Genomic DNA, 19,984 nt, shown 5'->3' with positions numbered 1-19,984 from the left:
GGATGATCGCGGCGGAGTCGTTGGCGGTGACGGCGCGGGCTTCGATGGCAGCGGCGGCGCCGGCACCGTCGAGGCGGTCCATGTTGGCTTCGGTGGCGTGGCCGGCGTTGGCGCCTTTGATCACCGCTGCACCGGTGTCTACGTTGTCGACTTCATCCCAACTCAGCATTGAAATACTCCTTCCTGGTCTGTGCTGACGGCGTGTGACCCCGTCCAAAAATAGGTGATTTGCAGGCTTCAAGGCATTGAAATACTGCGCATAGTGTGGTCGGCGTTTTACGGATTCGCACACTATGTAGTGGTTGTTTGTTGGTGTGGGCACACTATATGGGGTGTTACCCGGATGGTCAACGCACAAGGTGTGCGGTTTTAGGTCGCTGCCAGGCGCGCCTTTGGTAACAACGCCTGGGTTCGCTGGCTTTCGTTGCCCGTATAAACACCCAGTTGAAAAGATCATGGTGTCGCGCTGCGATATTAAATAGAATTAATCTCATTTGAGACTCAATCGCGCTGCGTAGGTCGCTTGCCATGAATGATGCTGTTGTCCCTTCGCACGCCCCCGAACCGACGTTGTCGAGCCTGTATCGCGACCATCGCAGTTGGCTGGAAAGCTGGCTGCGTCGGCGCCTGGGCAATGCCTGGGACGCGGCGGACCTGAGCCAGGACACCTTTGTGCGGGTGCTCGCCAGCGCCCAGCCGCTCGCGCAGATGCAGGAACCGCGGGCCTACCTGGTAACGGTAGGCAAGCGCCTGCTGGTCAACTTTCATCACCGGCGCAGCCTTGAGCAGGCTTATCTGACGGCACTGGGGAATCTGCCGCCAGCCTGCGTGCCGTCTCCCGAGCAGCGTTGGCTGGTGCTGGAAACCCTGCAAGCCTTGGATGAATTGCTCGACGGCTTGCCTGTGCGCGTGCGCCGGGTGTTCCTCTGGAGTCAGCTGGAGGGCCTGGGCTATCGGGAGATTGCCGAGCGGCTTGAGGTGTCGGAGCGCACGGTGAAGCGTTACATGGCGCAAGCCTATGAACATTGCCTGCTGGTGGACCTGTGAGTCGTGAGGTTGCGCGCGCGGCCGCTCAATGGCTGGCGCTGCTCGAGTCGGGCGCGGCCACTGAACGCGATCACGCCGCGTTGCAGCACTGGCGCGACAGCCATCCGCAGCACGAACACACCTGGCAGAAAGCCCAAGCACTGCGCCAGCGTTTCAGCGAGTTGCCCCAGGCGTTGGCGATGGCCAGTCTCGACCGCCCGCAAGCGGGGCGGCGAGCGTTGCTCAAGCGCGCGTTGGGCGTGGCGGCGCTGGCGCCGGCGGCCTGGTTGATCAGCCGCCAGTTGCCTATCGATAGCTGGCGCGCCGATCTGCACACCGCCACCGGCGAGCGCAGACGCCTGCCGTTGGCCGAGGGCGGCAGCCTGCAACTGAATACCGCCACGGCCGTGGATATGGACCCGGCGCAACGGCGCATTACGCTGGTGGACGGCGAACTGTCGCTGAACGTGCCAGGCGCACGCGCGATGACGCTACGCACCCGCTACGGCGAAGTATTGGTCAGTCAGGCCGAGGTGTGCGTGCGCCAACTGGCCGCCGGCTGCCGGGTGTCGGTGCTCAAGGGCCGCGTGCAGGTGCGCGACGTGAACGGGCAACTGGCGACGTTGCAGGGCGGCCAGCAAGCGCCATTAAGCGCCGACGGGCTCGGCGCGTGGGTGCCGTTCGATGTGCTGCAACTAGGCTGGCGCGACGGTGTGCTGACCGCACAGAACCAGGCGCTGGGGGATTTTCTGCGCGAGCTGGCGCGCTATCGCCCAGGCGTGTTGCGCTGGGCGCCGAACCTGGAGACGTTGCGGGTGACGGGCAGTTTTCGCCTGGATGACACCGACCGCATCCTCAAGTTGCTGGCTTCGAGCCTGGGGCTCGAAGTGCAGGCGCGGACGCGGTATTGGGTGACGTTGGATAAAGCGCCGGCCTAGATCGGATGTACGTACCACACCTTTCAGGATCGGCAAGGCCAGAGCTTGTATATATCTGTATCGTCTAAATAAATGCTTATATATTCCTTTTAATGTCTGCTGGGCCGGCGCATTTTGAGTGCCTGCGCATTCGTGCGGATTGACCCAACAGCCAGAAGGAAAGCCGACATGACCATTAAAGCGATCAACGTGCGCAACCAGTTCAAGGGCGTGATCAAAGAAATTCTGCTGGGGGAAGTGGTGTCCGAAATCGACGTGCAAACCGCGTCCGGCATCGTCACCTCGGTGATCACCACCCGTTCGGTGCGTGACCTGGAATTGAAAGTCGGCAGCGAAGTGATTGCCTTTGTGAAGTCCACCGAAGTCTCGATCGCCAAACTGTGACGCCGACCTGATGTGGGAGCGCCGCTCCCACATGCATTCTGCCGAGGCCGCGCCCTAGCGCTGGCGCAGCGCACGTTCCATACGCTGCAGACCCTCTTCCAGCAACGCCCGCGGGCAGCCGAAGTTCAGGCGCACGAACTGCTGGCTGTCATCGCCGAATTCAATCCCCGCGCTCAAACCGACCTTGGCCTGTTCAAGGAAGAACTGTTGCGGGTCGTCCAGGCCCAGGGCGCTGCAATCCAGCCACGCCAGAAAGGTGCCTTGGGGCGCATGCATGACCACGCCGGGCAGGCGGCTTTTTACCGCGTCGAGCAGGTAGTCGCGGTTGGCTTGCAGGTACTGCACCAACGCCTCGAGCCATTCGCTGCACTGGCTGTAGGCCGCGCGGGTGGCTTCCAGGCCCAGGGGGCTGACGCTGTCGACCATGCCGCAGCGCGCCTGGTTGAAGCGCTCGCGCACTGCGGCGTTTTGCACCACGGCAAAACAGGTCTTCAAGCCAGCTACGTTGTAGGCCTTGCTCGCGGACATCAAGGTGATGGTGCGCTGCGCGATTTCCGGGCTGAGGCTGGCGGTGGGGATATGGCGACGACCGTCGAAGCACAACTCGGCGTGGATTTCATCGCTGATGATCAGCGCGCCCTGTTCCAGGCAGGCATTGGCCACGGCCAGCAGTTCTTCGCGGGGGAAGACTTTGCCCATCGGGTTATGCGGGTTGCTCAGCAACAATGCGCCAGCACCTGTTAGCGCCTGGCGCAACAGCGGCATTGGCGTGATGTACTCAGCGTTGATCAGCGCGAACGGCACTTCGATGCGCGGCAGGTTCCAGTTTCCGGGCGCCAGGCGAATCGGGCGATAGTTGGGAGTTTGCAGCACCACCGGTTGGCCGGGCTGCACAAAGGCATGCAGCGCCATGTTGAAACCGGGTTCTACGCCCGGCAGGAACAGCAGCTCGTCTGGCTGCACGCGCCAGGCGTACTTGGCCCACAGATCGGCGACGATGGCCTCGCGCACGTCCGGGCCGGCCACGCTGTAGCCGAGAATTTGCTGGTCGAGGCGTTGGTGCAGGGCCTGAAGCACGGCGGGTGGCGCGGCGATGTCCATGTCGGCGATCCACATCGGCAACACGTCTTGCGGGTAACGGTTCCACTTGGTACTGCCGGTGCCGAGGCGTGGGTGGATCGTGTCGAAATCAAAACTCATGGGGGCGCTCGTGTCAGGGAGTCAGGCGGAGAATGGCGCTGATTCTAGCGTCATTGGTCGCCTAGGCCAGCGCTGAATCGTTCCGTGACCGACAGGTTCTGTCTAAAAACGGCATTGCGCTGGGGATTACATCCGAGTCGGGCTATTTTGGTGCATCTCAATCACCCGAGTAGCCAAGGATGAAATACCAACCCTTCAGCCGTACTTTGATTGCCACCGCCCTGGTGTTGACGGTCAGCGGTGTGCAAGCTGCCTCCCAGGCCCCGGTGGCCGGTGAAAATGGCATGGTGGTCACGGCCCAGCATCTGGCCACGCATGTCGGCGTGGATGTACTCAAGGCCGGCGGCAACGCGGTGGATGCCGCCGTGGCCGTGGGCTATGCGCTGGCGGTGGTGTACCCGGCGGCGGGTAACCTGGGCGGCGGCGGCTTCATGACCGTGCAACTGGCCGACGGGCGCAAGACCTTCCTCGACTTCCGCGAAAAAGCCCCGCTGGCGGCCACCGCCGACATGTACCTGGACAAGGCCGGCAACGTCGTCGAAGGCCTGAGCGCCAAGGGCCACCTGGCCGTCGGCGTTCCCGGCACCGTGTCCGGCATGGAACTGGCCCTGAGCAAATACGGCACTCTCAAGCGCGCCCAGGTGATTGCCCCGGCGATCAAGCTGGCGGAAAACGGCTTCGCGCTGGAGCAGGGCGATATCGACCTGCTGCACACCGCCACCGGCGAGTTCGAAAAAGACAAGGACCTGCGGGCTATCTTCCTGCACAACGGCCAGCCGCTGCAGGTCGGCCAGAAGCTGGTGCAGAAAGACCTGGCCAAGACTCTCAAGGAAATCTCGGCCAAGGGCCGCGACGGTTTCTATAAAGGTTGGGTTGCCAAGGCACTGGTGGATTCCAGCCAGGCCGGCAAAGGCATCATCACCCAGGCCGACCTCGACAAATACAAGACCCGCGAACTGGCGCCCATCGAGTGCGACTACCGTGGCTACCACGTGGTTTCGGCACCGCCGCCGAGCTCCGGTGGCGTGGTGATCTGCCAGATCATGAACATCCTCGAAGGCTACCCGATGGCGGACCTGGGCTACCACTCGGCCCAGGGCCTGCACTACCAGATCGAAGCCATGCGCCACGCGTATGTGGACCGCAACAGCTATCTCGGCGATCCGGACTTCGTCAAGAACCCGATCGAACACCTGCTGGACAAAAACTACGCAACGAAACTGCGTGACGCAATCGATCCGAACAAGGCCGGCGACTCCCAGGCGATCAAGCCGGGTGTAGCGCCCCATGAAGGCAACAACACCACCCACTATTCCATCGTCGACAAGTGGGGCAACGCGGTCTCGGTGACCTACACCCTCAACGACTGGTTTGGTGCCGGGGTGATGGCGAGCAAAACCGGGGTGATTCTCAACGATGAAATGGACGACTTCACCGTCAAGGTCGGTGTGCCGAACATGTACGGGCTGGTCCAGGGTGAAGCCAACGCCATTGCGCCGGGCAAGGCCCCGCTGTCGTCGATGAGCCCGACTATCGTGACCAAGGATGGCAAGGCGGTGATGGTGGTCGGTACGCCGGGCGGCAGTCGCATTATTACGGCGACCTTGCTGACCATTCTCAACGTCATCGACTACAAGATGAACATCCAGGAGGCCGTCGACGCGCCGCGCTTCCACCAGCAGTGGATGCCGGACACCACCAACCTCGAGACCTTCGCGGTCAGCCCGGATACCCAGAAGATCCTCGAAAGCTTTGGCCACAAGTTCGCCGGGCCACAGGATGCCAACCACTTGGCGGCGATCCTGGTGGGCGCACCGTCACTGGGTGGCAAGCCGGTTGGCAACAATCGTTTCTACGGCGCGAATGACCCGCGTCGCAATACCGGCCTGTCGCTGGGCTACTAAACGCTGCAATCTACTGTAGGAGCGAGCAAGCTCGCTCCTACAGTATTTGTTTGACCGCCGCGAAGGCTTTGACGCGGCGCTCTTCCCAATTTCCCCTGATCACCACCACGGCCTGTTGATGCTGCTGCATCCAATCCTGGCTGCCCTGGAAAAATGCCCGACGATCCGCCAATTCCGGTTGGCAACGCTGGCCGTCGGCCGTCCATTCCACGTCTTCAGGGGACAGCAGCAGGTGCAAGTCGTAGTGGCGCGCCAGCAGTTCATCGTCAAGCCACGTCGGGTAGTCGCCGAACAGGGTCTGGCTCCAGAGTTTGTTGGTCAGCAGGTGCGTGTCGAGGATCAGCAGTGCAGGGCGCTCGGCGCGGGCGGCATCTTCCCAGGCCAGTTGACCACGGGCGATGGCCGGGATATCGGCCAGCGTGGTGTCACGCTGATGGTGGTCGATGAAATGCCGCACGTATTCGCCCACCATCAGCCCGCCAAAGTGCGCTTGCAACTGCGCGGCCAGCCAGCTTTTTCCGCTCGATTCGGGGCCGGCCAACACCACCACCTTCATGCGCGCAACGCCGGGTCGGCGCGCCATTCACGCCAGCCTTGCACGGCGATCAGGGTGAACAGCGCGTAGAGTGCGGCGGTGAGGTAGAGGCCTTTGTAGAGGAACAGCCCGACGAAAATCACATCCACGGCAATCCACAATGCCCAGCACTGCACGCGCTTTTGCGCCATCCACATCTGCGCCACCAGGCTGAAGCCGGTGAGGGCAGCGTCGAGCCAGGGTTGGGCAGCGTCGGTCCAGTGGGCCATCGCGGCGCCGAGCAACAGGCTGCCGACTGCGCCCATAGCCAGGCTGGTCATGATCGCGGGCCAGCCCAGGCTGGTGACTTGGCGCCCTGGCGTGATGTCCCCGGCGCGTCGGGTCCACTGCCACCAGCCGTAGACTTGCAGGGCGGCATAGACCACCTGCAACAGCATGTCGGAATAGAGTTTCACGTCGTAGAACACCCAGGTGTAGAGCAACACCATGACCAGGCCGATGGGCCAGCACCAGGGGTTTTGTTTGACCGTCAGCCAGACAGCGATCACCCCCAGCGCGGCGGCGAACAGTTCAAGCCCGGACATGGCGGTTCCTTGGGAGAGAGGGAGAGGGCGGGGATTGTAACCATTCTTCAAAACACAGGAAGGCAAATGTGGGAGGGGGCTTGCCCCCGATAACGGTGTATCAGTCAGCATATTTGCAGCTGACCCACCGCTATCGGGGGCAAACCCCCTCCCACATGGTGAGCAGCGTCAGATCTTGAACTGACGCAGCAGGCTGTCGAGTTGCTCGCTCAACCCGCGCAAGTGCGCGCTGGCTACGCTGGACTGTTCCGCCGCCACGGCCGTGCTGTGGGATAACCCGGCGGCCTGGGTCACGTTCTGGTTGATGTCCTCGACCACGTGGGCCTGTTGCAGGGTGGCGCTGGCGATCGAGGCGTTCAGGCCATTGAGATTGAGCAGGGCCTGACCGATGGCGGTGAGGCTGGCACCGGCCTGGCCGGCCTGTTCGATGGTCAACTGCGAAGCGCTGTGGCTGTCGCTGATGACCTTGACCGCCGCTTCCGAGTGACCTTGCAAGCGCTCGATCATGGCCTGGATTTCAGCGGTGGATTTCTGCGTGCGTTGGGCCAGCAGCCGCACTTCGTCCGCCACCACCGCAAACCCGCGTCCTTGCTCACCGGCACGCGCGGCTTCGATGGCGGCGTTGAGGGCGAGCAGGTTGGTCTGGTCGGCAATGGAGCGGATCACTTCGAGTACGCCACCAATCTGCGTGCTTTCGCTCGACAGGGTACGAATCACCTCCACGGCCTGGCTGATGGTGGTGGACAGTTGGTCGATCTGCTGCAAACTGCTGTCGATGTTCACCTGGCCCTGCACGGCCTGGGCCTGGGCGTCGCGCATTTCGCTGGCGGCGTGCTCGGCGTTCTTGGCCACGTCCTGCACGCCGTAGGTGACTTCATTGATTGCGGTGGCCACCAGTTCCATCTGCTGCGACTGTTGCTGGCTGCGGTCATGGGCCTGGCTGGCGTTGTTGCCCATCTCCGTGGACGACTGGCCCAGCGCAGTGGCGCACATCTGCAACTGGCCGACGACCTGGCGCAGCTTGGCGGTGAAGTTGTTGAAGTGCTGGGACAGTTGAGTGACTTCGTCGCGGCCATGGGTGTCGAGGCTGCGAGTCAGGTCGCTCTCGCCGCTGGCGATATTGGCCATGGCGTTCACGGCCGCCTGCAGCGGGCGCACGATGCTGCGCACAATCAACGAGACCAGCAGGGCCATGACCACGGCGATGCCCAGGCCGATACCCGAGGCTTTCCACACTTGCACGTTGAATTCGGCTTGGACGTCATCCACATACACGCCGGAGCCGATGATCCAGCCCCACGGCTCGAACAACTGGATATACGAGGTTTTTTTCACCGGCGCTTCAGCACCCGGCTTCGGCCAGCTGTAATTGATGACACCGGCACCCTTGGCCTTGGCCAGGCTCACGAACTCGTTGAATATCGCAAAGCCGTTCGGGTCGCGAATCGACGAGAGGTTCTGACCATCGAGCTTGGGGTTGGCCGGGTGCATGATCATCACCGGCGTCAGGTCGTTGATCCAGAAGTAGTCGTCGTGGTTATAGCGCAGGCCACGCACCGCGCTCAGCGCTTGTTTCTGTGCCGCTTCACGGGTCATGACGCCGCTGGTTTCGAGGCTGTGATAAAACGTCAGGATTCCACTGGCGGTCTGTACGACGTGCTGGGTCTGCAGGCTTTTGGCTTGATAGAGGTCGCCATGGATCTGCTTGAGCATCAGCAAACCCAGGGTCAACAGCATCAGCACGGCGACTACCAGGATCAGCCAGAGACGGCGGCTGATCGACATATTGCGCAAACTGTTCATCGTCCTGTCACTCCGTGCTTTTTATAATTCTCGGCGTTGCATCGACTTTTACGCCTTGTCTGATAGGCTTTCGGCCTGAAATCGAAAAACCTGAGTACTGCCTGATTTTTCACGGAATTTTTGCAGACCGGCGTTGAATATCAACACCGGGCCTTTAGTGTGCTCATCGTCAGTGAATCATTAAAAAGACTAACGAGGCTTGCCGTAGAGCAAGACCTTTGGGGGAAGTATGGATTTGTGGACCGCCGCACAGGCGTTGATACTCGGCGTGGTAGAAGGGCTGACTGAATTTCTGCCGATCTCCAGTACTGGCCACCAGATTATCGTCGCCGACTTGCTCGACTTTGGCGGCGAACGCGCCATGGCGTTCAATATCATCATTCAGCTCGGCGCGATTTTGGCGGTGGTCTGGGAGTTTCGGCGCAAGATCCTCGACGTGGTCACCGGCTTGCCGACCCAGCGCAATGCGCAGCGATTTACCGTCAACCTGCTGATTGCGTTCCTGCCGGCCGTGGTGCTGGGGGTGATTTTCGCCGACCTGATTCACCACTACCTGTTCAACCCGATCACCGTCGCCACTGCATTGGTGTTGGGCGGCATCGTGATGTTGTGGGCGGAGCGTCGCCAGCATGAAGTGCATGCCGAAACTGTCGATGAGATCACCTGGAAGGACGCGCTCAAGGTTGGCTTTGCCCAGTGCCTGGCGATGATTCCGGGCACCTCGCGCTCGGGCTCGACCATCATCGGCGGCCTGCTGTTCGGCCTGTCGCGCAAGACCGCCACCGAGTTTTCGTTCTTCCTGGCCATGCCGACCATGGTCGGTGCGGCGGTGTACTCGGGCTATAAGTACCGCGACCTGTTCCAGCCGGCGGACCTGCCAGTGTTCGCCCTCGGGTTTGTTACCTCGTTCATCTTCGCGATGATTGCGGTCAAGGGCCTGCTCAAGTTCATCGCCAGCCATAGCTACGCAGCGTTTGCCTGGTATCGGATTGCATTCGGCTTGCTGATCCTGGCGACCTGGCAGTTCGGCTGGATCGACTGGGCTGCGGCCAAGGCATGATGATTCAGCACCCGCGCCTGAAGGCGCTGATCTTTGCGCTGTTATGCGCGGCGCCGTTAGTGGGCTCGGTATTGGTGTGGCATCGCGGCGAGACCGTGATGCCGCTGGTGGCCTATGGCGTGGTCAGCGTGATCGCGTTTTTCCTGTACTGGAGCGACAAGCGCAAGGCGCGCACCGATGCTCGGCGCATCCCGGAAAACATCCTGCACGCCGTCGAGCTGGCGGGCGGTTGGCCGGGGGCGCTGATTGCCCAGCAGGTGTTCCGGCACAAGACGCGCAAGGTGTCTTATCAGGTGCTGTTCTGGGTGATCGTGCTGTTGCACCAGGTGTTTTGGCTTGACCAGTTGTTCCTCAGCGGCACGCTGTGGTCAGTCTTCTAGCAACAACCCGATCTGCGTGCGCTTGGGCAACTTGCTCACCACCAACTGGTGGGAGCGCTGTAACAGGCCACGCAATTCCTCGGTGCCCAACGGGTAGGGCGTGTTCATGATGATCCACTGCGCGCGTGCCAGGTACGGCGCCGGGTGGATGCCCGGCCGGTCCACATGGCCCAGGAACAGTTCCTTGTCGACCTTGAACGCCAACGAGTCGCCTCGTAGATTCTGCACGGCGAACATCTTGTTGCCGGCAATCGAAAACACCCGCACGCCACCCCATTTGTAGTCCTCCCGCGCGCCGGGCAGGCTCAGGCAGAAGTGCGCCACTTGTTCTTCGGTCATGCTCATAACAGGCGGTCTCCACAGCTATTAAAGCCTTCTTCCAGATAATCGATCCAGGCGCGAATCGCCGGTAGCACGCCACGGCGATGTGGGTACACGGCCTGCAACCAGCCCCCCGGCAGCGACCATTGCGGCAGCAGTTGCACCAGTTGGCCGCTGGCCAGCTCTTCTTCGCAGTACATCATCGGCAGCACGGTAAAGCCCAGGCCCTTGAGTGCGCTGGTTTTGCGCACGATGAAATCATCGATGCCCAGGCGGGCTTCCATCACCAGGTCTTCGGCGTTGCCTTGGGGATCGAGCAGGCGCAGGTGGACCATGCGGTCGGCTTCCAAGGCGCCAAGCACCGGCAATTGCTTGAGGTCGTCGAGACTATCGACTTGTCGGCCACGCATGAGGTCCGGGCTGGCGACCAGCAGCGTCTGGGCCTGGCGCAGACGCTTGGTGACCAGCAGAGGGTCTTCGTCGCCGAGCTCGCGCACACGCAACGCCACGTCAATGCCCTCGGCCACCAGGTCGACCCGACGGTTGACCAGAGTCATTTCCATCTGGACCAGGGGGTGGGCAGCGAGAAAACCGGCGACTAGCTCCGGCAGGATATTCTGGGCCAAGCCCACCGGGCAGCTCACCCGCAGCCGCCCACGGGGTTCGCTGGACATGCTGGCGACGGCCTCATCGGCCATTTCCGCTTCCAGCAGCATCGCCTGGCAATGGCGCAGATAACGCTCGCCGACGGCGGTCAGGGTCAGTTGCCGGGTGGTGCGTTGCAGCAGGCGCGCGCCAAGGCGTGCTTCCAGCTCGGCAATGCGCCGCGACAGCCGCGATTTGGGAATCCCCAGCAGGCGACCGGCCGCCGCGAAGCCGCCGGCTTCCACGACTTTGGCGAAATAGTAGAGGTCATTGAGGTCTTGCATGGCTGGCCTATTGTCCTGTCGATAGGACGAACTATCGCATTTTAACTATCTTATCGGCTATTGGTTTCATGCGTAGGCTTAACACCATCTAATCCGCACCGCTGACCCTATTTGGAGCTTCCCCATGAAACTGTTGCATATCGATTCCAGCATCCTCGGCGACAACTCGGCTTCGCGCCAGCTCAGTGCCGGCGTGGTCAAGGCCTGGCAAGCGGCCGAGCCGGGTGTGGAAGTGACTTACCGTGACCTGGCCAACGAAGGCATCAACCACTTCTCTGGCGCCACCTTGGCTGCATTGGGCACGCCAGCCGAATTGCGCGACGCTGCGCAGCAGCGCGAAGCCGACCTCAGCGCGTCGACCCTGGCTGAATTCCTCGCCGCCGACGCCGTGGTCCTGGCCGCGCCGATGTACAACTTCACCATCCCGTCCCAGCTCAAAGCCTGGATCGACCGCATTGCCGTGGCCGGCCAGACCTTCCGCTACACCGAAGCCGGCCCGGAAGGCCTGTGCGGCAACAAGAAAGTCATCATCGTCTCCACTTCCGGTGGCCTGCATGTTGGCCAGGCAACGGGCGTGGCCCACGAGGAATACTTGAAAGTGATGCTGGGCTTCCTCGGTATCACCGACATCGAATTCGTCCGCGCCCACGGCCTGGCGTATGGCGATGAGTTCCGCAGCAAGTCCCTGAGCGACGCCAACGTTGTCATCAACGAACAATTGTTCGCCGCCGCGTAAGGCTTGTGTAAATTTCGCTGTTGCTCGGTTTCAATCTGAAGCCGGGCGCCTAAACTCTGTATTCTGCTCGCCTGAACGCGACCGGAGTACGGAGTTTTTTCGTTGACGCGCTGTCTATACTTTGGCCCAGGTTATGCACGCATGGGTTTATCACTCGGTGCGAGTACCCAGAACCATGGACATCTTAAATAGACATGCCGGTTATCGCGCAGCAAAGGTGGACATCCTCATGATGCGTCTTTGTGCTGTTTTGGTTCTTTCCCTGCTCGGTAGCCTGGTTTCAGTGCACGCTGCCCCTGCGCCGCACCCGCATTGGAGTGTGGGCTTTCACCGCATGAGTTTTCTCGACCCGCTGGATCTGCAGCCGATGAAAGCCATCGCGTTCTATCCGTCCACCGACCTTGAGCACACCACCCGGGTGGGTGGCTATCATGTGGAGGCGACGGAAGATTCGAAGATCGCTATCGGCCGTTTCCCGATGCTGATGCTGTCCCATGGCAACACCGGTACGCCGCTGGCCCTGCATGACCTGGCGACCTCCCTGGCACGCAAGGGTTTTGTGGTGGTGGCGGTGCTGCACCCCGGCGACAACTACAAGGATCACAGCCGCCTGGGCACGGTGAGCAACTTGTATGGGCGGCCGATCCAGATTTCCGAAGCGATCACCGCGACCCTGGGCGACCCGATGCTGTCACCGTTCGTCAACGTCGACCAGGTAGGTGTCATCGGCTATTCGGCCGGTGGCGAAACCGCGTTGATCCTGGCGGGAGCCAAGCCCGATTTCGCGCGCCTGCGCCGCTATTGCCAGGAACGTCCGGAAGATCGCGACGCCTGCACCACCAAAGGCGAACTGGTGGTGGACCGTGATGACCTGCAGCCACAAGCCGATCCGCGCATTCACGCGTTGATGTTGATGGCGCCGCTGAGTTTGATGTTCGGCCGCCACACCCTGGCCGACGTCCACGTGCCGGTGCTGCTCTATAGCGGTGATGGCGACAAGCTGGTGGCTGTGGACAAGAACGCCGCCGCTTTGGCGCGCAAGCTGCCCGAGCCGCCGGACTTCAAGCTGCTGGCCGGGGCCGGGCATTTCGTGTTCATGGCGCCCTGCGACAGCGCTCAACTGGCGCTGATGCCGGCGATCTGCACCGATGCCGATGGCGTCGACCGCGAAGGCATTCACCGCGATCTGAGCTCCGAAGCCGGGCGCTTTTTCACTCAGACCCTCGGGCGGTCCACCCGTGCCGGCTTGCAAACGGCGGATCAGTAAGCGCGACGCTTGAGCAGCAAGGTCACGCCCAACGCAGTGAGCGACAGCAGCGCCGCGCAGAAGAAGATCCAGCCGTAGCCGAGGTTCAACGCCACCGCGCCCATCAATGGCCCGGCAATCGCCAGGGCCAGGTCGAAAAACACGGCGTATGCACTCAACCCGGCGCCACGGCTGCTGCTGGGCACTTGCTTGATCGCTTCCACGCCCAGCGCCGGGTACACCAGGGATAAACCAAAGCCCGTCAGCCCTGCGCCGACCAACGCCACGCCGGTAGACGGCGCGAGCCACAACAGCGTCAGGCCCAGGGTCTCGATGACCATGCAGGCAATCGCCGCCCTGAAGCCGCCAAAGCGGCTGATGGCTGAGATAAACACCAGGCGCGAAACGATAAAGCACACGCCAAATACCGTCAGGCAATAGGCTGCGCCTTTCCAGCCGCGATTGAGGTAGTACAGGGTGATAAAGGTGGTCAGGGTGCCATAGCCGATGGACGCCAGGCACAGGCTGGCGCCAAACGGTGCGATGCGGCCGAACACCGCCCAGAACGGCAAGCGCTCGCCGCGCACCACCGGCACCGATGGTTTATTGCGGATCAGCACCAGGCCCAACGCCGCCAACACCGACAGGGCGATACCGAGGCTGCTGTAGCCATATTCGGCGACCATCACCACCCCCAGCGGCGCGCCAATCGCGATGGCGCCGTAGGACGCGATACCGTTCCAGGAAATCGAGCGCGCCGTGTGCTCGGCGCCGACCTGGCCCATGCACCAACTGATGGTGCCTACGCCGATCAGGCCCTGGGCCACGCCAAGCAACAAACGACCGCCGATCAGGATGCCCAGGCTCAACAGCGGCAGGCTCTGCAGCAGTGTGGCAAGCAACGTCAATACACCGCTGAGCAGGATGCCCGCCAGGCCCAGCACGATCGCACGTTTGGTGCCCACGGTATCGGACATGCGCCCGGCCATGGGGCGACTGAGCAGGGTGGCCAGGTATTGCGAACCGATGGTCATCCCGGCCACCACCGCACTGAAGCCCAGTTGCTCATGCACGTAGCCCGGGATCACCGCGATCGGTAGGCCGATGCAGAGAAAGGCGATGAAGCTATAGAAGACGATGGAGACGATCTGCAGGGTGATCGACACTGAGCTGGGGGCGGCGGCAGACATGAGCACTCGTTCGCGGGAGGGCGGTGAGGGCATCATCGCAAGGGCTTGGGAGAAAAGAAAGCAGGCTAAGTATTAAGCCGGCTGACCCGTACAGATACAAAAAGCCCCATCACAGTGGACGGGGCTTTTTCTTGCTGCTTGGCGCTAACAGCTAATCGCTGTGCTTAAAACACAACGCCTTGGGTGCGCAGGTAATCGTCGTAGGTGCCGCTGAAGTCGATCACGCCGCTGGCGCTCAACTCGATGATGCGGGTGGCCAGGGACGATACGAACTCGCGGTCGTGGCTGACGAAGATCAGCGTGCCTGGGTAGTTTTCCAGCGCCAGGTTCAGCGCTTCGATGGATTCCATGTCCAAGTGGTTGGTCGGTTCGTCCATGATCAGCACGTTCGGCTTTTGCAGGATCAGCTTGCCGAAGAGCATGCGACCTTGCTCACCACCGGAGATGACCTTGACCGATTTGAGGATCTCGTCGTTGGAAAACAGCATGCGGCCCAAGGTGCCGCGGATCACTTGCTCGCCCTGTGCCCACTGGCCCATCCAGTCGAACAGGCTCATGTCGTTTTCGAAGTCGTGGGCGTGGTCCTGGGCGTAGTAGCCCAGCTCGGCCGCGTCGGTCCACTTGATGCTACCGGCATCCGGCGTCAGTTCGTTGACCAGGGTGCGCAGCAGGGTGGTCTTGCCGATACCGTTCGGGCCGATGATCGCCACGCGCTCGCCAGCTTCAACCTGAAAGCTGAAGTCCTTGAACAGCGGCTTGCCGTCGAAGCCTTTGGCCATGCGATCGATGATGACCGCCTGGCGGTGCAGCTTTTTGGTTTGTTCGAAACGGATGAACGGGCTCACGCGGCTCGAAGGCTTGACCTCGGCCAGTTGGATCTTGTCGATCGCCTTGGCACGGGAAGTGGCCTGCTTGGCTTTCGAGGCGTTGGCCGAGAAGCGGCTGACGAAGGATTGCAGTTCGGAGATCTGCGCCTTTTTCTTGGCGTTGTCCGACAGCAGTTGCTCGCGGGACTGGGTCGCCACGGTCATGTACTCGTCGTAGTTGCCCGGGAACAGGCGCAACTCGCCGTAGTCCAGGTCAGCCATGTGGGTGCACACGCTGTTCAGGAAGTGACGGTCGTGAGAGATGATGATCATCAGGCTGGAGCGCTGGGTCAGGATGTTTTCCAGCCAGCGGATGGTGTTGATGTCCAGGTGGTTGGTCGGTTCGTCGAGCAACAGCACTTCAGGGTCGGAGAACAGCGCCTGGGCCAGCAACACGCGCAGTTTCCAGCCTGGGGAGACTTCGCTCATCGGGCCGAAGTGCTGTTCCAGGGGAATACCCAGGCCCAGCAGCAGTTCACCGGCGCGGGATTCGGCGGTGTAGCCGTCCATCTCGGCGAATTCGGTTTCCAGCTCGGCCACGGCCATGCCATCTTCTTCGCTCATTTCCGGCAGCGAGTAGATACGGTCGCGCTCGGCCTTGACCTTCCACAGCTCTTCGTGGCCCATGATCACGGTGTCGAGCACGGTGAATTCTTCGTAGGCGAACTGGTCCTGGCGCAGTTTGCCCAGGCGCACATTCGGCTCCAGCATGACCTGGCCACCGGACGGATCCAGGTCGCCACCGAGGATTTTCATGAAGGTCGACTTGCCGCAACCGTTGGCACCGATCAAACCATAACGGTTGCCGGCGCCGAATTTGACCGAGACATTCTCGAAGAGCGGCTTGGCGCCGAACTGCATGGTGATGTTAGCTGTGGAGATCAATTACTTTACCTATCAATAGCTTAGGGTGCGCTTATTTGAGCTGGGACCAATTTGGGACCAATCTGGAGCTCTTCCGATTCGCTCCAGTCCGAGCTTGGGTTGATCCAGCGCGCATAAGTCGAGAGCAGCATCTGCACGCTATGGCCGAGCTGCTGGGAAATGAAGGCGGGGTTCATGCCAGACATAATGCATATTGTCGCATAGGTGTGACGACAGTTGTATGGCGGTCGACGACGGATGTTCAACGCTTTGGGTGTTGGAATCCATCGCTGCGTAGGTCGGCCGTCTGACTCACGTACTCCGAATGCGTCGACGGCGGGAAAATCAACGGCGTTTCAAGCATCGTCCGAGCACACATCCGCACGCTTCGCTTATTTGGGGGGAGGGCGCCGTGAGGGCGGGAATGGTGCCTTCGTTCGTACAGCCATTGTTTACAGATTCACAAGCAAAAACTACTTATTAATACAGTTCCTGTTCCAGCAAAATTTGATACTGCACAGGCTTAAAGCCCTAGCAGGTTATCCAAAAGGGCAGCCTCATTTTGGTAAGACAGGAACCATGTCCATGCACCTCCTGCGTATCCTCATTAGTGCCAGTTTGTCCACCGTATTGCTTGGGCTGATAGGTTGCGCACCTACGGCCATAGTGGGGCCCGCCGCCAGTACCGTGCGCTTCACTCATAACGAACCGGGTGCCGAGTGCCCGTTCTTGGGAGATGTTACGGGCAGTCAGGGCGACTTTCTGCGCGGCAGCATCACTGGGAACGCGAACCTGGAGCCCGTAATGATCTGAAAAATTAAGCCGTAGCGATGGGTTAGCGCCAGAACAGCGAAACGCCACATTCAAGTATTCAGCGGAGTGGCCGATATACTTGTATCTCTACACTATGATCGGGTGTGTAACATGATTGTTAATATTAACAGCTCATCCTCGGTACCAATGGCTCAAGCGGCTAGCATCAGCGGCGACAGCACCAAGCCTGCCGCTTCAAGCAGCACGGCCGCTAGCTCCTCAGCGAACGCTAAAACCACAGCGGGCGCTGGTGGGCAGTCTGCCTCGGGCACCCAGCAATCCGATACCGTAAAAGAGCTGAAGAAACAAATTCAGAAGCTACAGAAGCAACTTCAACAGCAGCAGCAAGCTTTGCAGAAGGTACAGTCCAGCAACCAAAGTGCTGAAGCCAAAGCCGCTTCTGCAGCATCGGCGCAATCGCAGATTGCGGCCACTTCGGCTGCGTTGCAGACAGCGACCGCTGCTTTGCTGCAGGCCGTAACCGCTGAAGGTGGCCAAAGCTCCGGATCGGTGATCAACACTACTGCTTGAGGGTAAGCGCAACACTCATTGCTGATTCAAAAAGGCACGCACTTATGCGCGAGCAGCTCTGTAGTTGCGCTCCCCGGTTGTGTGTGCGTGAAAACGTCCTTCACGGAAACATTGCCGGCGCGATAAGAGGTTCAGCCAGCGCTTGGCACCCTCTTCGTAAGCGCCCGCACACCGTTGGCCGTCTGATGCCGTGGCGAATGGCGACGCTCGATAGCGTCGTCGCGCTCGGTTGCAGGCGTTCCGGAACAACCTGGGCCTTGAAGGGTTTTGGATGAGAACTTCGTTGCTCCATACCTGCGGTAGAGCAGAGTTGAGAGCGCAAATGCCTCAGGCGACACGGGTGTGGCACGCGAAAGATGGTTTCTCCAACGTCTCCGGCATGGCCAGCCATAACAGCGCCAATGCCAGCGTCGCGACGCAGGCGAGGGTCAGGAAGGCGGCGTTGTAACCGGCCTGTTGCACCACAAAGCCGGCCAGGCTGCTGCTCAGTGCCGCACCCAGGCCAAACACTGTGGACAGCGCGCCCAGGCTGACGTTGAAGCGCCCGGTGCCCTGAGTCAGGTCCTTGACGATCACCGGGAACAGCGCGCCGAAAATGCCGGCGCCGATGCCATCGAGCATCTGCACTGCCACCAGCCAATAAGGGTCGCTGGACACGGTATAGAGCACGCCGCGCAGTGGCAGAATCATGAAGCCGGCCAGCAGCAACGGCTTGCGCCCCCACACGTCCGCCTTGGCCCCCACCAGCCAGGCCATCGGCACCATCACCAATTGTGCGGCGACGATGCAGGCCGAGGTCAGCGGCGTGGCCATTTGCAGGTCGATCTGTGAAAGCTTCTGACTGACCAGCGGCAGCATTGCCGCATTGGCCAGGTGAAACAGCGCGCAACAGATGGCGAACATCAGCAGCGGGCGGTTAGCCAGTAGCGCCTTCAGCCCGAAAGGCTGCTCATGGTCGCTGTGGTGGGCGGGGTCGAAGCCGCGGGCGACTTCATGGTCGATGGTCGCCGCCGATACGCAGCAGACCGCGACGATACTGGCGAGCGCCATAAACGCCATCTGGTAAAACACCACCACCGGCCCGAATAGATAAGCCAGCCCGCCCGCCAACAGGGCGGCCACGGCATTGCCGGCGTGGTTGAACGTTTCGTTGCGTCCGGTACGGCGAGTGAAGGCGCGCGGCCCGGTGATGCCTAGGGAGATCGCCGAAATCGCTGGGGCGAACACGGAAGCGGCGACGGCGCTGGCCGCCTGGGTCAGCGCCACCCAACCGAATGTGCTGACGTAGGGCAGTACCAGGCAACTGGCGGTCACCAGTAACGCGGCAACCGCGATCACTGCACGTTTACGGCGTGTTCGATCGATCAGCGCGCCCGCCGGGCCTTGGGCCAACAGGGCCGCGATGCCTGCCAGGGTCATGACCACGCCGATGCTGGCCGGGTCCCATTTATGTACCGCCAACAAGTAAATCGCCAGGTACGGGCCGAGGCCATCGCGGACATCCGCCAGAAAGAAATTCAGGCTATCCAGGGACAAAGTGGTACGCAGGTCAGAATGATGGGGCATGGTGATCTTCGCGCGCGGCGTGTTTAGGGACTGAACATTCGATGGGGTAATGACCTACGGGCCTCGAAATAAGTTCGCCCCCTCCGAGGGTTTCATCTGACAGGCAATTGGCTTACTTTCCATAGCTCGCTGTAACTGACTCTCTGGAGAAGCAATGGACATGCCCTCAGCCCAGCAGGCGATTGCCAGCAACAAGCACGCCTGGGACGAATCCGCCAGACTGCACAAAGACACGGATACCTGGAGGGCGCTGCTGGACTCGGTCGCCGAGCCGGGTTTTTCGTGTCTGGATCGGACCCTCACCGCCTTGCTGCAAGACGTCGGTGTTGCCGGCAAGGATGTGGTGCAACTGTGCTGTAACAACGGGCGCGAAAGCTTGTCGTTATTCGGCCTGGGCGCACGCGCGGTAGTGGGCGTGGATCAATCCAGCGCCTTTCTCCAGCAGGCCCAGGAACTGGCCGTGCGTTCACCCCACAGCCCGGAGTTCATCGAAACCGATATCCACCATCTGCCCGAGCGCCTGCATGCACGCTTCGATATCGCCTTGGTCACCATCGGTGTATTGGGCTGGATGCCGGATGTAGCGCTGTTCATGCGCCAGGTCGCCACAACGCTGAAGCCCGGCGGCACCCTGGTGATGTACGAAACCCACCCGTTCCTGGAAGTGTTCGACCCACTGGCGGCCAATCCGCTGCTGCCGGCCAGTTCGTACTTCCAGCGTGAGCCTTTTGTGCTGCAAGGGTCGATCGTCTATGAAGGGCAGGGCGCTGTCGAGGGGCCGACGTCCTACTGGTTTGTACACACGCTGGGCTGCGTGGTCAGCGCAGCGATTGCGGCGGGGTTGCAGATCGGTCATCTGCAAGAGTACCCGCATTCAAATCGCGAAGAACTCTATGACCAGTACGAGGATCAGGCGGCCCAGTTGCCGCTGTGTTTTACCCTGACGGCGACCAAGCGCCTTCCCTGAACTGCCTGTCGCGCAAAAAAAAAGGTTCTTCACGGATTACCGGGAAAGACGCTCTTGATCTTCATGAAAAAGAATTCGCTATCCCGGTAACCATACGCCATACGCTTGATCACCTTTATTCGATTGTTTATTCCTTCCAAC

At 61.1% G+C, this 19,984-nt stretch carries 21 protein-coding genes and 2 pseudogenes; 11 read left to right on the top strand and 12 right to left on the bottom strand.

Annotated elements, in window-relative coordinates; all coding sequences use genetic code 11:
• Nucleotides 1–169, bottom strand: a pseudogene (locus ACP7CJ_RS28420) (ribonucleotide-diphosphate reductase subunit beta); the annotation flags it as partial.
• Nucleotides 170–528: 359 nt separating this feature from the next.
• On the opposite strand from ACP7CJ_RS28420, the gene ACP7CJ_RS28415 reads away from it, so the two are divergent.
• From ACP7CJ_RS28415 to ACP7CJ_RS28405, 3 genes are all read left to right on the top strand, one after another.
• A complete protein-coding gene (locus ACP7CJ_RS28415) occupies nt 529–1,047 on the top strand; it encodes a sigma-70 family RNA polymerase sigma factor (RefSeq protein WP_426103147.1) in 519 nt (172 codons plus the stop codon).
• Complete coding sequence (locus ACP7CJ_RS28410) at nt 1,044–1,964, top strand: FecR domain-containing protein (protein WP_426103145.1); 921 nt, start codon at nt 1,044–1,046, stop codon at nt 1,962–1,964. The genes ACP7CJ_RS28415 and ACP7CJ_RS28410 overlap by 4 nt, the downstream gene beginning before the upstream one ends.
• A 168-nt stretch (nt 1,965–2,132) precedes the next feature.
• Nucleotides 2,133–2,348: a TOBE domain-containing protein gene (locus tag ACP7CJ_RS28405; protein ID WP_003173733.1), complete on the top strand. Its 216-nt coding sequence runs from the start codon at nt 2,133–2,135 to the stop codon at nt 2,346–2,348.
• Between the two features lie 54 nt (nt 2,349–2,402).
• Here ACP7CJ_RS28405 and ACP7CJ_RS28400 read toward each other — a convergent pair whose 3' ends face one another.
• Nucleotides 2,403–3,548 carry a MalY/PatB family protein gene (locus ACP7CJ_RS28400; RefSeq protein WP_426103143.1) on the bottom strand — a complete coding sequence of 382 codons (1,146 nt, stop codon included), beginning with the start codon at nt 3,546–3,548 and terminating at the stop codon, nt 2,403–2,405.
• Nucleotides 3,549–3,727: 179 nt separating this feature from the next.
• Here ACP7CJ_RS28400 and ggt point away from each other — a divergent pair, with 179 nt between their 5' ends.
• The gene (ggt, locus tag ACP7CJ_RS28395) at nt 3,728–5,452 is read left to right on the top strand and encodes a gamma-glutamyltransferase (RefSeq protein WP_426103141.1); all 1,725 of its coding nucleotides are present in this window, start codon (nt 3,728–3,730) and stop codon (nt 5,450–5,452) included.
• A 37-nt stretch (nt 5,453–5,489) separates the two neighbouring features.
• Here the strand turns inward: ggt and ACP7CJ_RS28390 are convergent, their stop codons facing one another.
• The 3 genes from ACP7CJ_RS28390 to ACP7CJ_RS28380 form a co-directional block, all read right to left on the bottom strand.
• Nucleotides 5,490–6,008, bottom strand: a complete 519-nt coding sequence (locus ACP7CJ_RS28390; RefSeq protein ID WP_247396943.1) for an AAA family ATPase — start codon at nt 6,006–6,008, stop codon at nt 5,490–5,492.
• Nucleotides 6,005–6,571, bottom strand: coding sequence for a nicotinamide riboside transporter PnuC (pnuC, locus tag ACP7CJ_RS28385; RefSeq protein WP_276193210.1), 567 nt, complete (start codon nt 6,569–6,571; stop codon nt 6,005–6,007). The genes ACP7CJ_RS28390 and pnuC overlap by 4 nt, the downstream gene beginning before the upstream one ends.
• A gap of 168 nt (nt 6,572–6,739) precedes the next feature.
• The gene (locus ACP7CJ_RS28380; RefSeq protein ID WP_276193209.1) at nt 6,740–8,374 is read right to left on the bottom strand and encodes a methyl-accepting chemotaxis protein; all 1,635 of its coding nucleotides are present in this window, start codon (nt 8,372–8,374) and stop codon (nt 6,740–6,742) included.
• 229 nt (nt 8,375–8,603) lie between these two features.
• On the opposite strand from ACP7CJ_RS28380, the gene ACP7CJ_RS28375 reads away from it, so the two are divergent.
• Nucleotides 8,604–9,434, top strand: coding sequence for an undecaprenyl-diphosphate phosphatase (locus tag ACP7CJ_RS28375; RefSeq protein WP_247396937.1), 831 nt, complete (start codon nt 8,604–8,606; stop codon nt 9,432–9,434).
• Nucleotides 9,431–9,814, top strand: coding sequence for a DUF1294 domain-containing protein (locus ACP7CJ_RS28370; protein ID WP_426103139.1), 384 nt, complete (start codon nt 9,431–9,433; stop codon nt 9,812–9,814). Before ACP7CJ_RS28375 ends, ACP7CJ_RS28370 begins: the two co-directional genes overlap by 4 nt.
• Here ACP7CJ_RS28370 and ACP7CJ_RS28365 read toward each other — a convergent pair.
• Together ACP7CJ_RS28365 and ACP7CJ_RS28360 are read right to left on the bottom strand one after the other, a co-directional pair.
• Nucleotides 9,803–10,159, bottom strand: coding sequence for an MmcQ/YjbR family DNA-binding protein (locus ACP7CJ_RS28365; protein ID WP_426103137.1), 357 nt, complete (start codon nt 10,157–10,159; stop codon nt 9,803–9,805). The genes ACP7CJ_RS28370 and ACP7CJ_RS28365 overlap by 12 nt on opposite strands.
• Nucleotides 10,156–11,064, bottom strand: coding sequence for a LysR substrate-binding domain-containing protein (locus ACP7CJ_RS28360; RefSeq protein WP_426103135.1), 909 nt, complete (start codon nt 11,062–11,064; stop codon nt 10,156–10,158). The genes ACP7CJ_RS28365 and ACP7CJ_RS28360 overlap by 4 nt, the downstream gene beginning before the upstream one ends.
• A gap of 124 nt (nt 11,065–11,188) precedes the next feature.
• On the opposite strand from ACP7CJ_RS28360, the gene ACP7CJ_RS28355 reads away from it, so the two are divergent.
• Nucleotides 11,189–11,800 carry an FMN-dependent NADH-azoreductase gene (locus ACP7CJ_RS28355; RefSeq protein WP_426103133.1) on the top strand — a complete coding sequence of 204 codons (612 nt, stop codon included), beginning with the start codon at nt 11,189–11,191 and terminating at the stop codon, nt 11,798–11,800.
• Nucleotides 11,801–12,029: 229 nt separating this feature from the next.
• On the top strand, nt 12,030–13,067 hold the full coding sequence (locus ACP7CJ_RS28350; protein WP_276193204.1) for an alpha/beta hydrolase family protein: 1,038 nt from the start codon (nt 12,030–12,032) through the stop codon (nt 13,065–13,067).
• Here ACP7CJ_RS28350 and ACP7CJ_RS28345 read toward each other — a convergent pair.
• From ACP7CJ_RS28345 to ACP7CJ_RS28335, 3 genes and pseudogenes are all read right to left on the bottom strand, one after another.
• Nucleotides 13,061–14,236, bottom strand: a complete 1,176-nt coding sequence (locus ACP7CJ_RS28345) for an MFS transporter (RefSeq protein WP_426103131.1) — start codon at nt 14,234–14,236, stop codon at nt 13,061–13,063. The two genes, ACP7CJ_RS28350 and ACP7CJ_RS28345, sit on opposite strands and share 7 nt — an antisense overlap.
• Nucleotides 14,237–14,400: 164 nt before the next feature.
• Nucleotides 14,401–15,987, bottom strand: a complete 1,587-nt coding sequence (locus ACP7CJ_RS28340; protein WP_276193202.1) for an ABC-F family ATPase — start codon at nt 15,985–15,987, stop codon at nt 14,401–14,403.
• A gap of 20 nt (nt 15,988–16,007) precedes the next feature.
• Nucleotides 16,008–16,330 (bottom strand): annotated as a pseudogene (locus ACP7CJ_RS28335) (site-specific integrase); the annotation flags it as partial.
• A gap of 215 nt (nt 16,331–16,545) precedes the next feature.
• On the opposite strand from ACP7CJ_RS28335, the gene ACP7CJ_RS28330 reads away from it, so the two are divergent.
• Both ACP7CJ_RS28330 and ACP7CJ_RS28325 read left to right on the top strand, forming a co-directional pair.
• Nucleotides 16,546–16,779, top strand: coding sequence for a DUF4156 domain-containing protein (locus tag ACP7CJ_RS28330; RefSeq protein WP_426103129.1), 234 nt, complete (start codon nt 16,546–16,548; stop codon nt 16,777–16,779).
• Nucleotides 16,780–16,890: 111 nt separating this feature from the next.
• On the top strand, nt 16,891–17,310 hold the full coding sequence (locus ACP7CJ_RS28325) for a hypothetical protein (RefSeq protein WP_426103127.1): 420 nt from the start codon (nt 16,891–16,893) through the stop codon (nt 17,308–17,310).
• A 327-nt stretch (nt 17,311–17,637) separates the two neighbouring features.
• Here the strand turns inward: ACP7CJ_RS28325 and ACP7CJ_RS28320 are convergent, their stop codons facing one another.
• Nucleotides 17,638–18,876: an MFS transporter gene (locus ACP7CJ_RS28320; protein WP_426103125.1), complete on the bottom strand. Its 1,239-nt coding sequence runs from the start codon at nt 18,874–18,876 to the stop codon at nt 17,638–17,640.
• Nucleotides 18,877–19,030: 154 nt separating this feature from the next.
• Between ACP7CJ_RS28320 and ACP7CJ_RS28315 the strand changes: the two genes are divergently transcribed.
• Complete coding sequence (locus ACP7CJ_RS28315; RefSeq protein WP_426103123.1) at nt 19,031–19,843, top strand: class I SAM-dependent methyltransferase; 813 nt, start codon at nt 19,031–19,033, stop codon at nt 19,841–19,843.
• A gap of 29 nt (nt 19,844–19,872) precedes the next feature.
• On the opposite strand, the gene ACP7CJ_RS28310 is transcribed toward ACP7CJ_RS28315, so the two are convergent.
• A partial coding sequence (locus ACP7CJ_RS28310) for a transposase (RefSeq protein ID WP_036984840.1) occupies nt 19,873–19,984 on the bottom strand: 112 nt, incomplete at its 5' end.

This window comes from Pseudomonas sp. PSPC3-2, from assembly GCF_049897085.1.
GTDB lineage: Bacteria > Pseudomonadota > Gammaproteobacteria > Pseudomonadales > Pseudomonadaceae > Aquipseudomonas > Aquipseudomonas paraveronii.
This window is presented reverse-complemented; position numbering and strand designations above follow the sequence as displayed.

Coding starts and splice junctions, on each gene's coding strand:
- ACP7CJ_RS28415 (WP_426103147.1), top strand. CDS start 529: ATGAATGATGCTGTTGTCCCTTCGCACGCCCCCGAACCGACGTTGTCG.
- ACP7CJ_RS28405 (WP_003173733.1), top strand. CDS start 2,133: ATGACCATTAAAGCGATCAACGTGCGCAACCAGTTCAAGGGCGTGATC.
- ACP7CJ_RS28400 (WP_426103143.1), bottom strand. CDS start 3,548: ATGAGTTTTGATTTCGACACGATCCACCCACGCCTCGGCACCGGCAGT.
- ggt (WP_426103141.1), top strand. CDS start 3,728: ATGAAATACCAACCCTTCAGCCGTACTTTGATTGCCACCGCCCTGGTG.
- ACP7CJ_RS28390 (WP_247396943.1), bottom strand. CDS start 6,008: ATGAAGGTGGTGGTGTTGGCCGGCCCCGAATCGAGCGGAAAAAGCTGG.
- pnuC (WP_276193210.1), bottom strand. CDS start 6,571: ATGTCCGGGCTTGAACTGTTCGCCGCCGCGCTGGGGGTGATCGCTGTC.
- ACP7CJ_RS28380 (WP_276193209.1), bottom strand. CDS start 8,374: ATGAACAGTTTGCGCAATATGTCGATCAGCCGCCGTCTCTGGCTGATC.
- ACP7CJ_RS28375 (WP_247396937.1), top strand. CDS start 8,604: ATGGATTTGTGGACCGCCGCACAGGCGTTGATACTCGGCGTGGTAGAA.
- ACP7CJ_RS28370 (WP_426103139.1), top strand. CDS start 9,431: ATGATGATTCAGCACCCGCGCCTGAAGGCGCTGATCTTTGCGCTGTTA.
- ACP7CJ_RS28365 (WP_426103137.1), bottom strand. CDS start 10,159: ATGAGCATGACCGAAGAACAAGTGGCGCACTTCTGCCTGAGCCTGCCC.
- ACP7CJ_RS28360 (WP_426103135.1), bottom strand. CDS start 11,064: ATGCAAGACCTCAATGACCTCTACTATTTCGCCAAAGTCGTGGAAGCC.
- ACP7CJ_RS28355 (WP_426103133.1), top strand. CDS start 11,189: ATGAAACTGTTGCATATCGATTCCAGCATCCTCGGCGACAACTCGGCT.
- ACP7CJ_RS28350 (WP_276193204.1), top strand. CDS start 12,030: ATGATGCGTCTTTGTGCTGTTTTGGTTCTTTCCCTGCTCGGTAGCCTG.
- ACP7CJ_RS28345 (WP_426103131.1), bottom strand. CDS start 14,236: ATGTCTGCCGCCGCCCCCAGCTCAGTGTCGATCACCCTGCAGATCGTC.
- ACP7CJ_RS28330 (WP_426103129.1), top strand. CDS start 16,546: ATGTCCATGCACCTCCTGCGTATCCTCATTAGTGCCAGTTTGTCCACC.
- ACP7CJ_RS28325 (WP_426103127.1), top strand. CDS start 16,891: ATGATTGTTAATATTAACAGCTCATCCTCGGTACCAATGGCTCAAGCG.
- ACP7CJ_RS28320 (WP_426103125.1), bottom strand. CDS start 18,876: ATGCCCCATCATTCTGACCTGCGTACCACTTTGTCCCTGGATAGCCTG.
- ACP7CJ_RS28315 (WP_426103123.1), top strand. CDS start 19,031: ATGGACATGCCCTCAGCCCAGCAGGCGATTGCCAGCAACAAGCACGCC.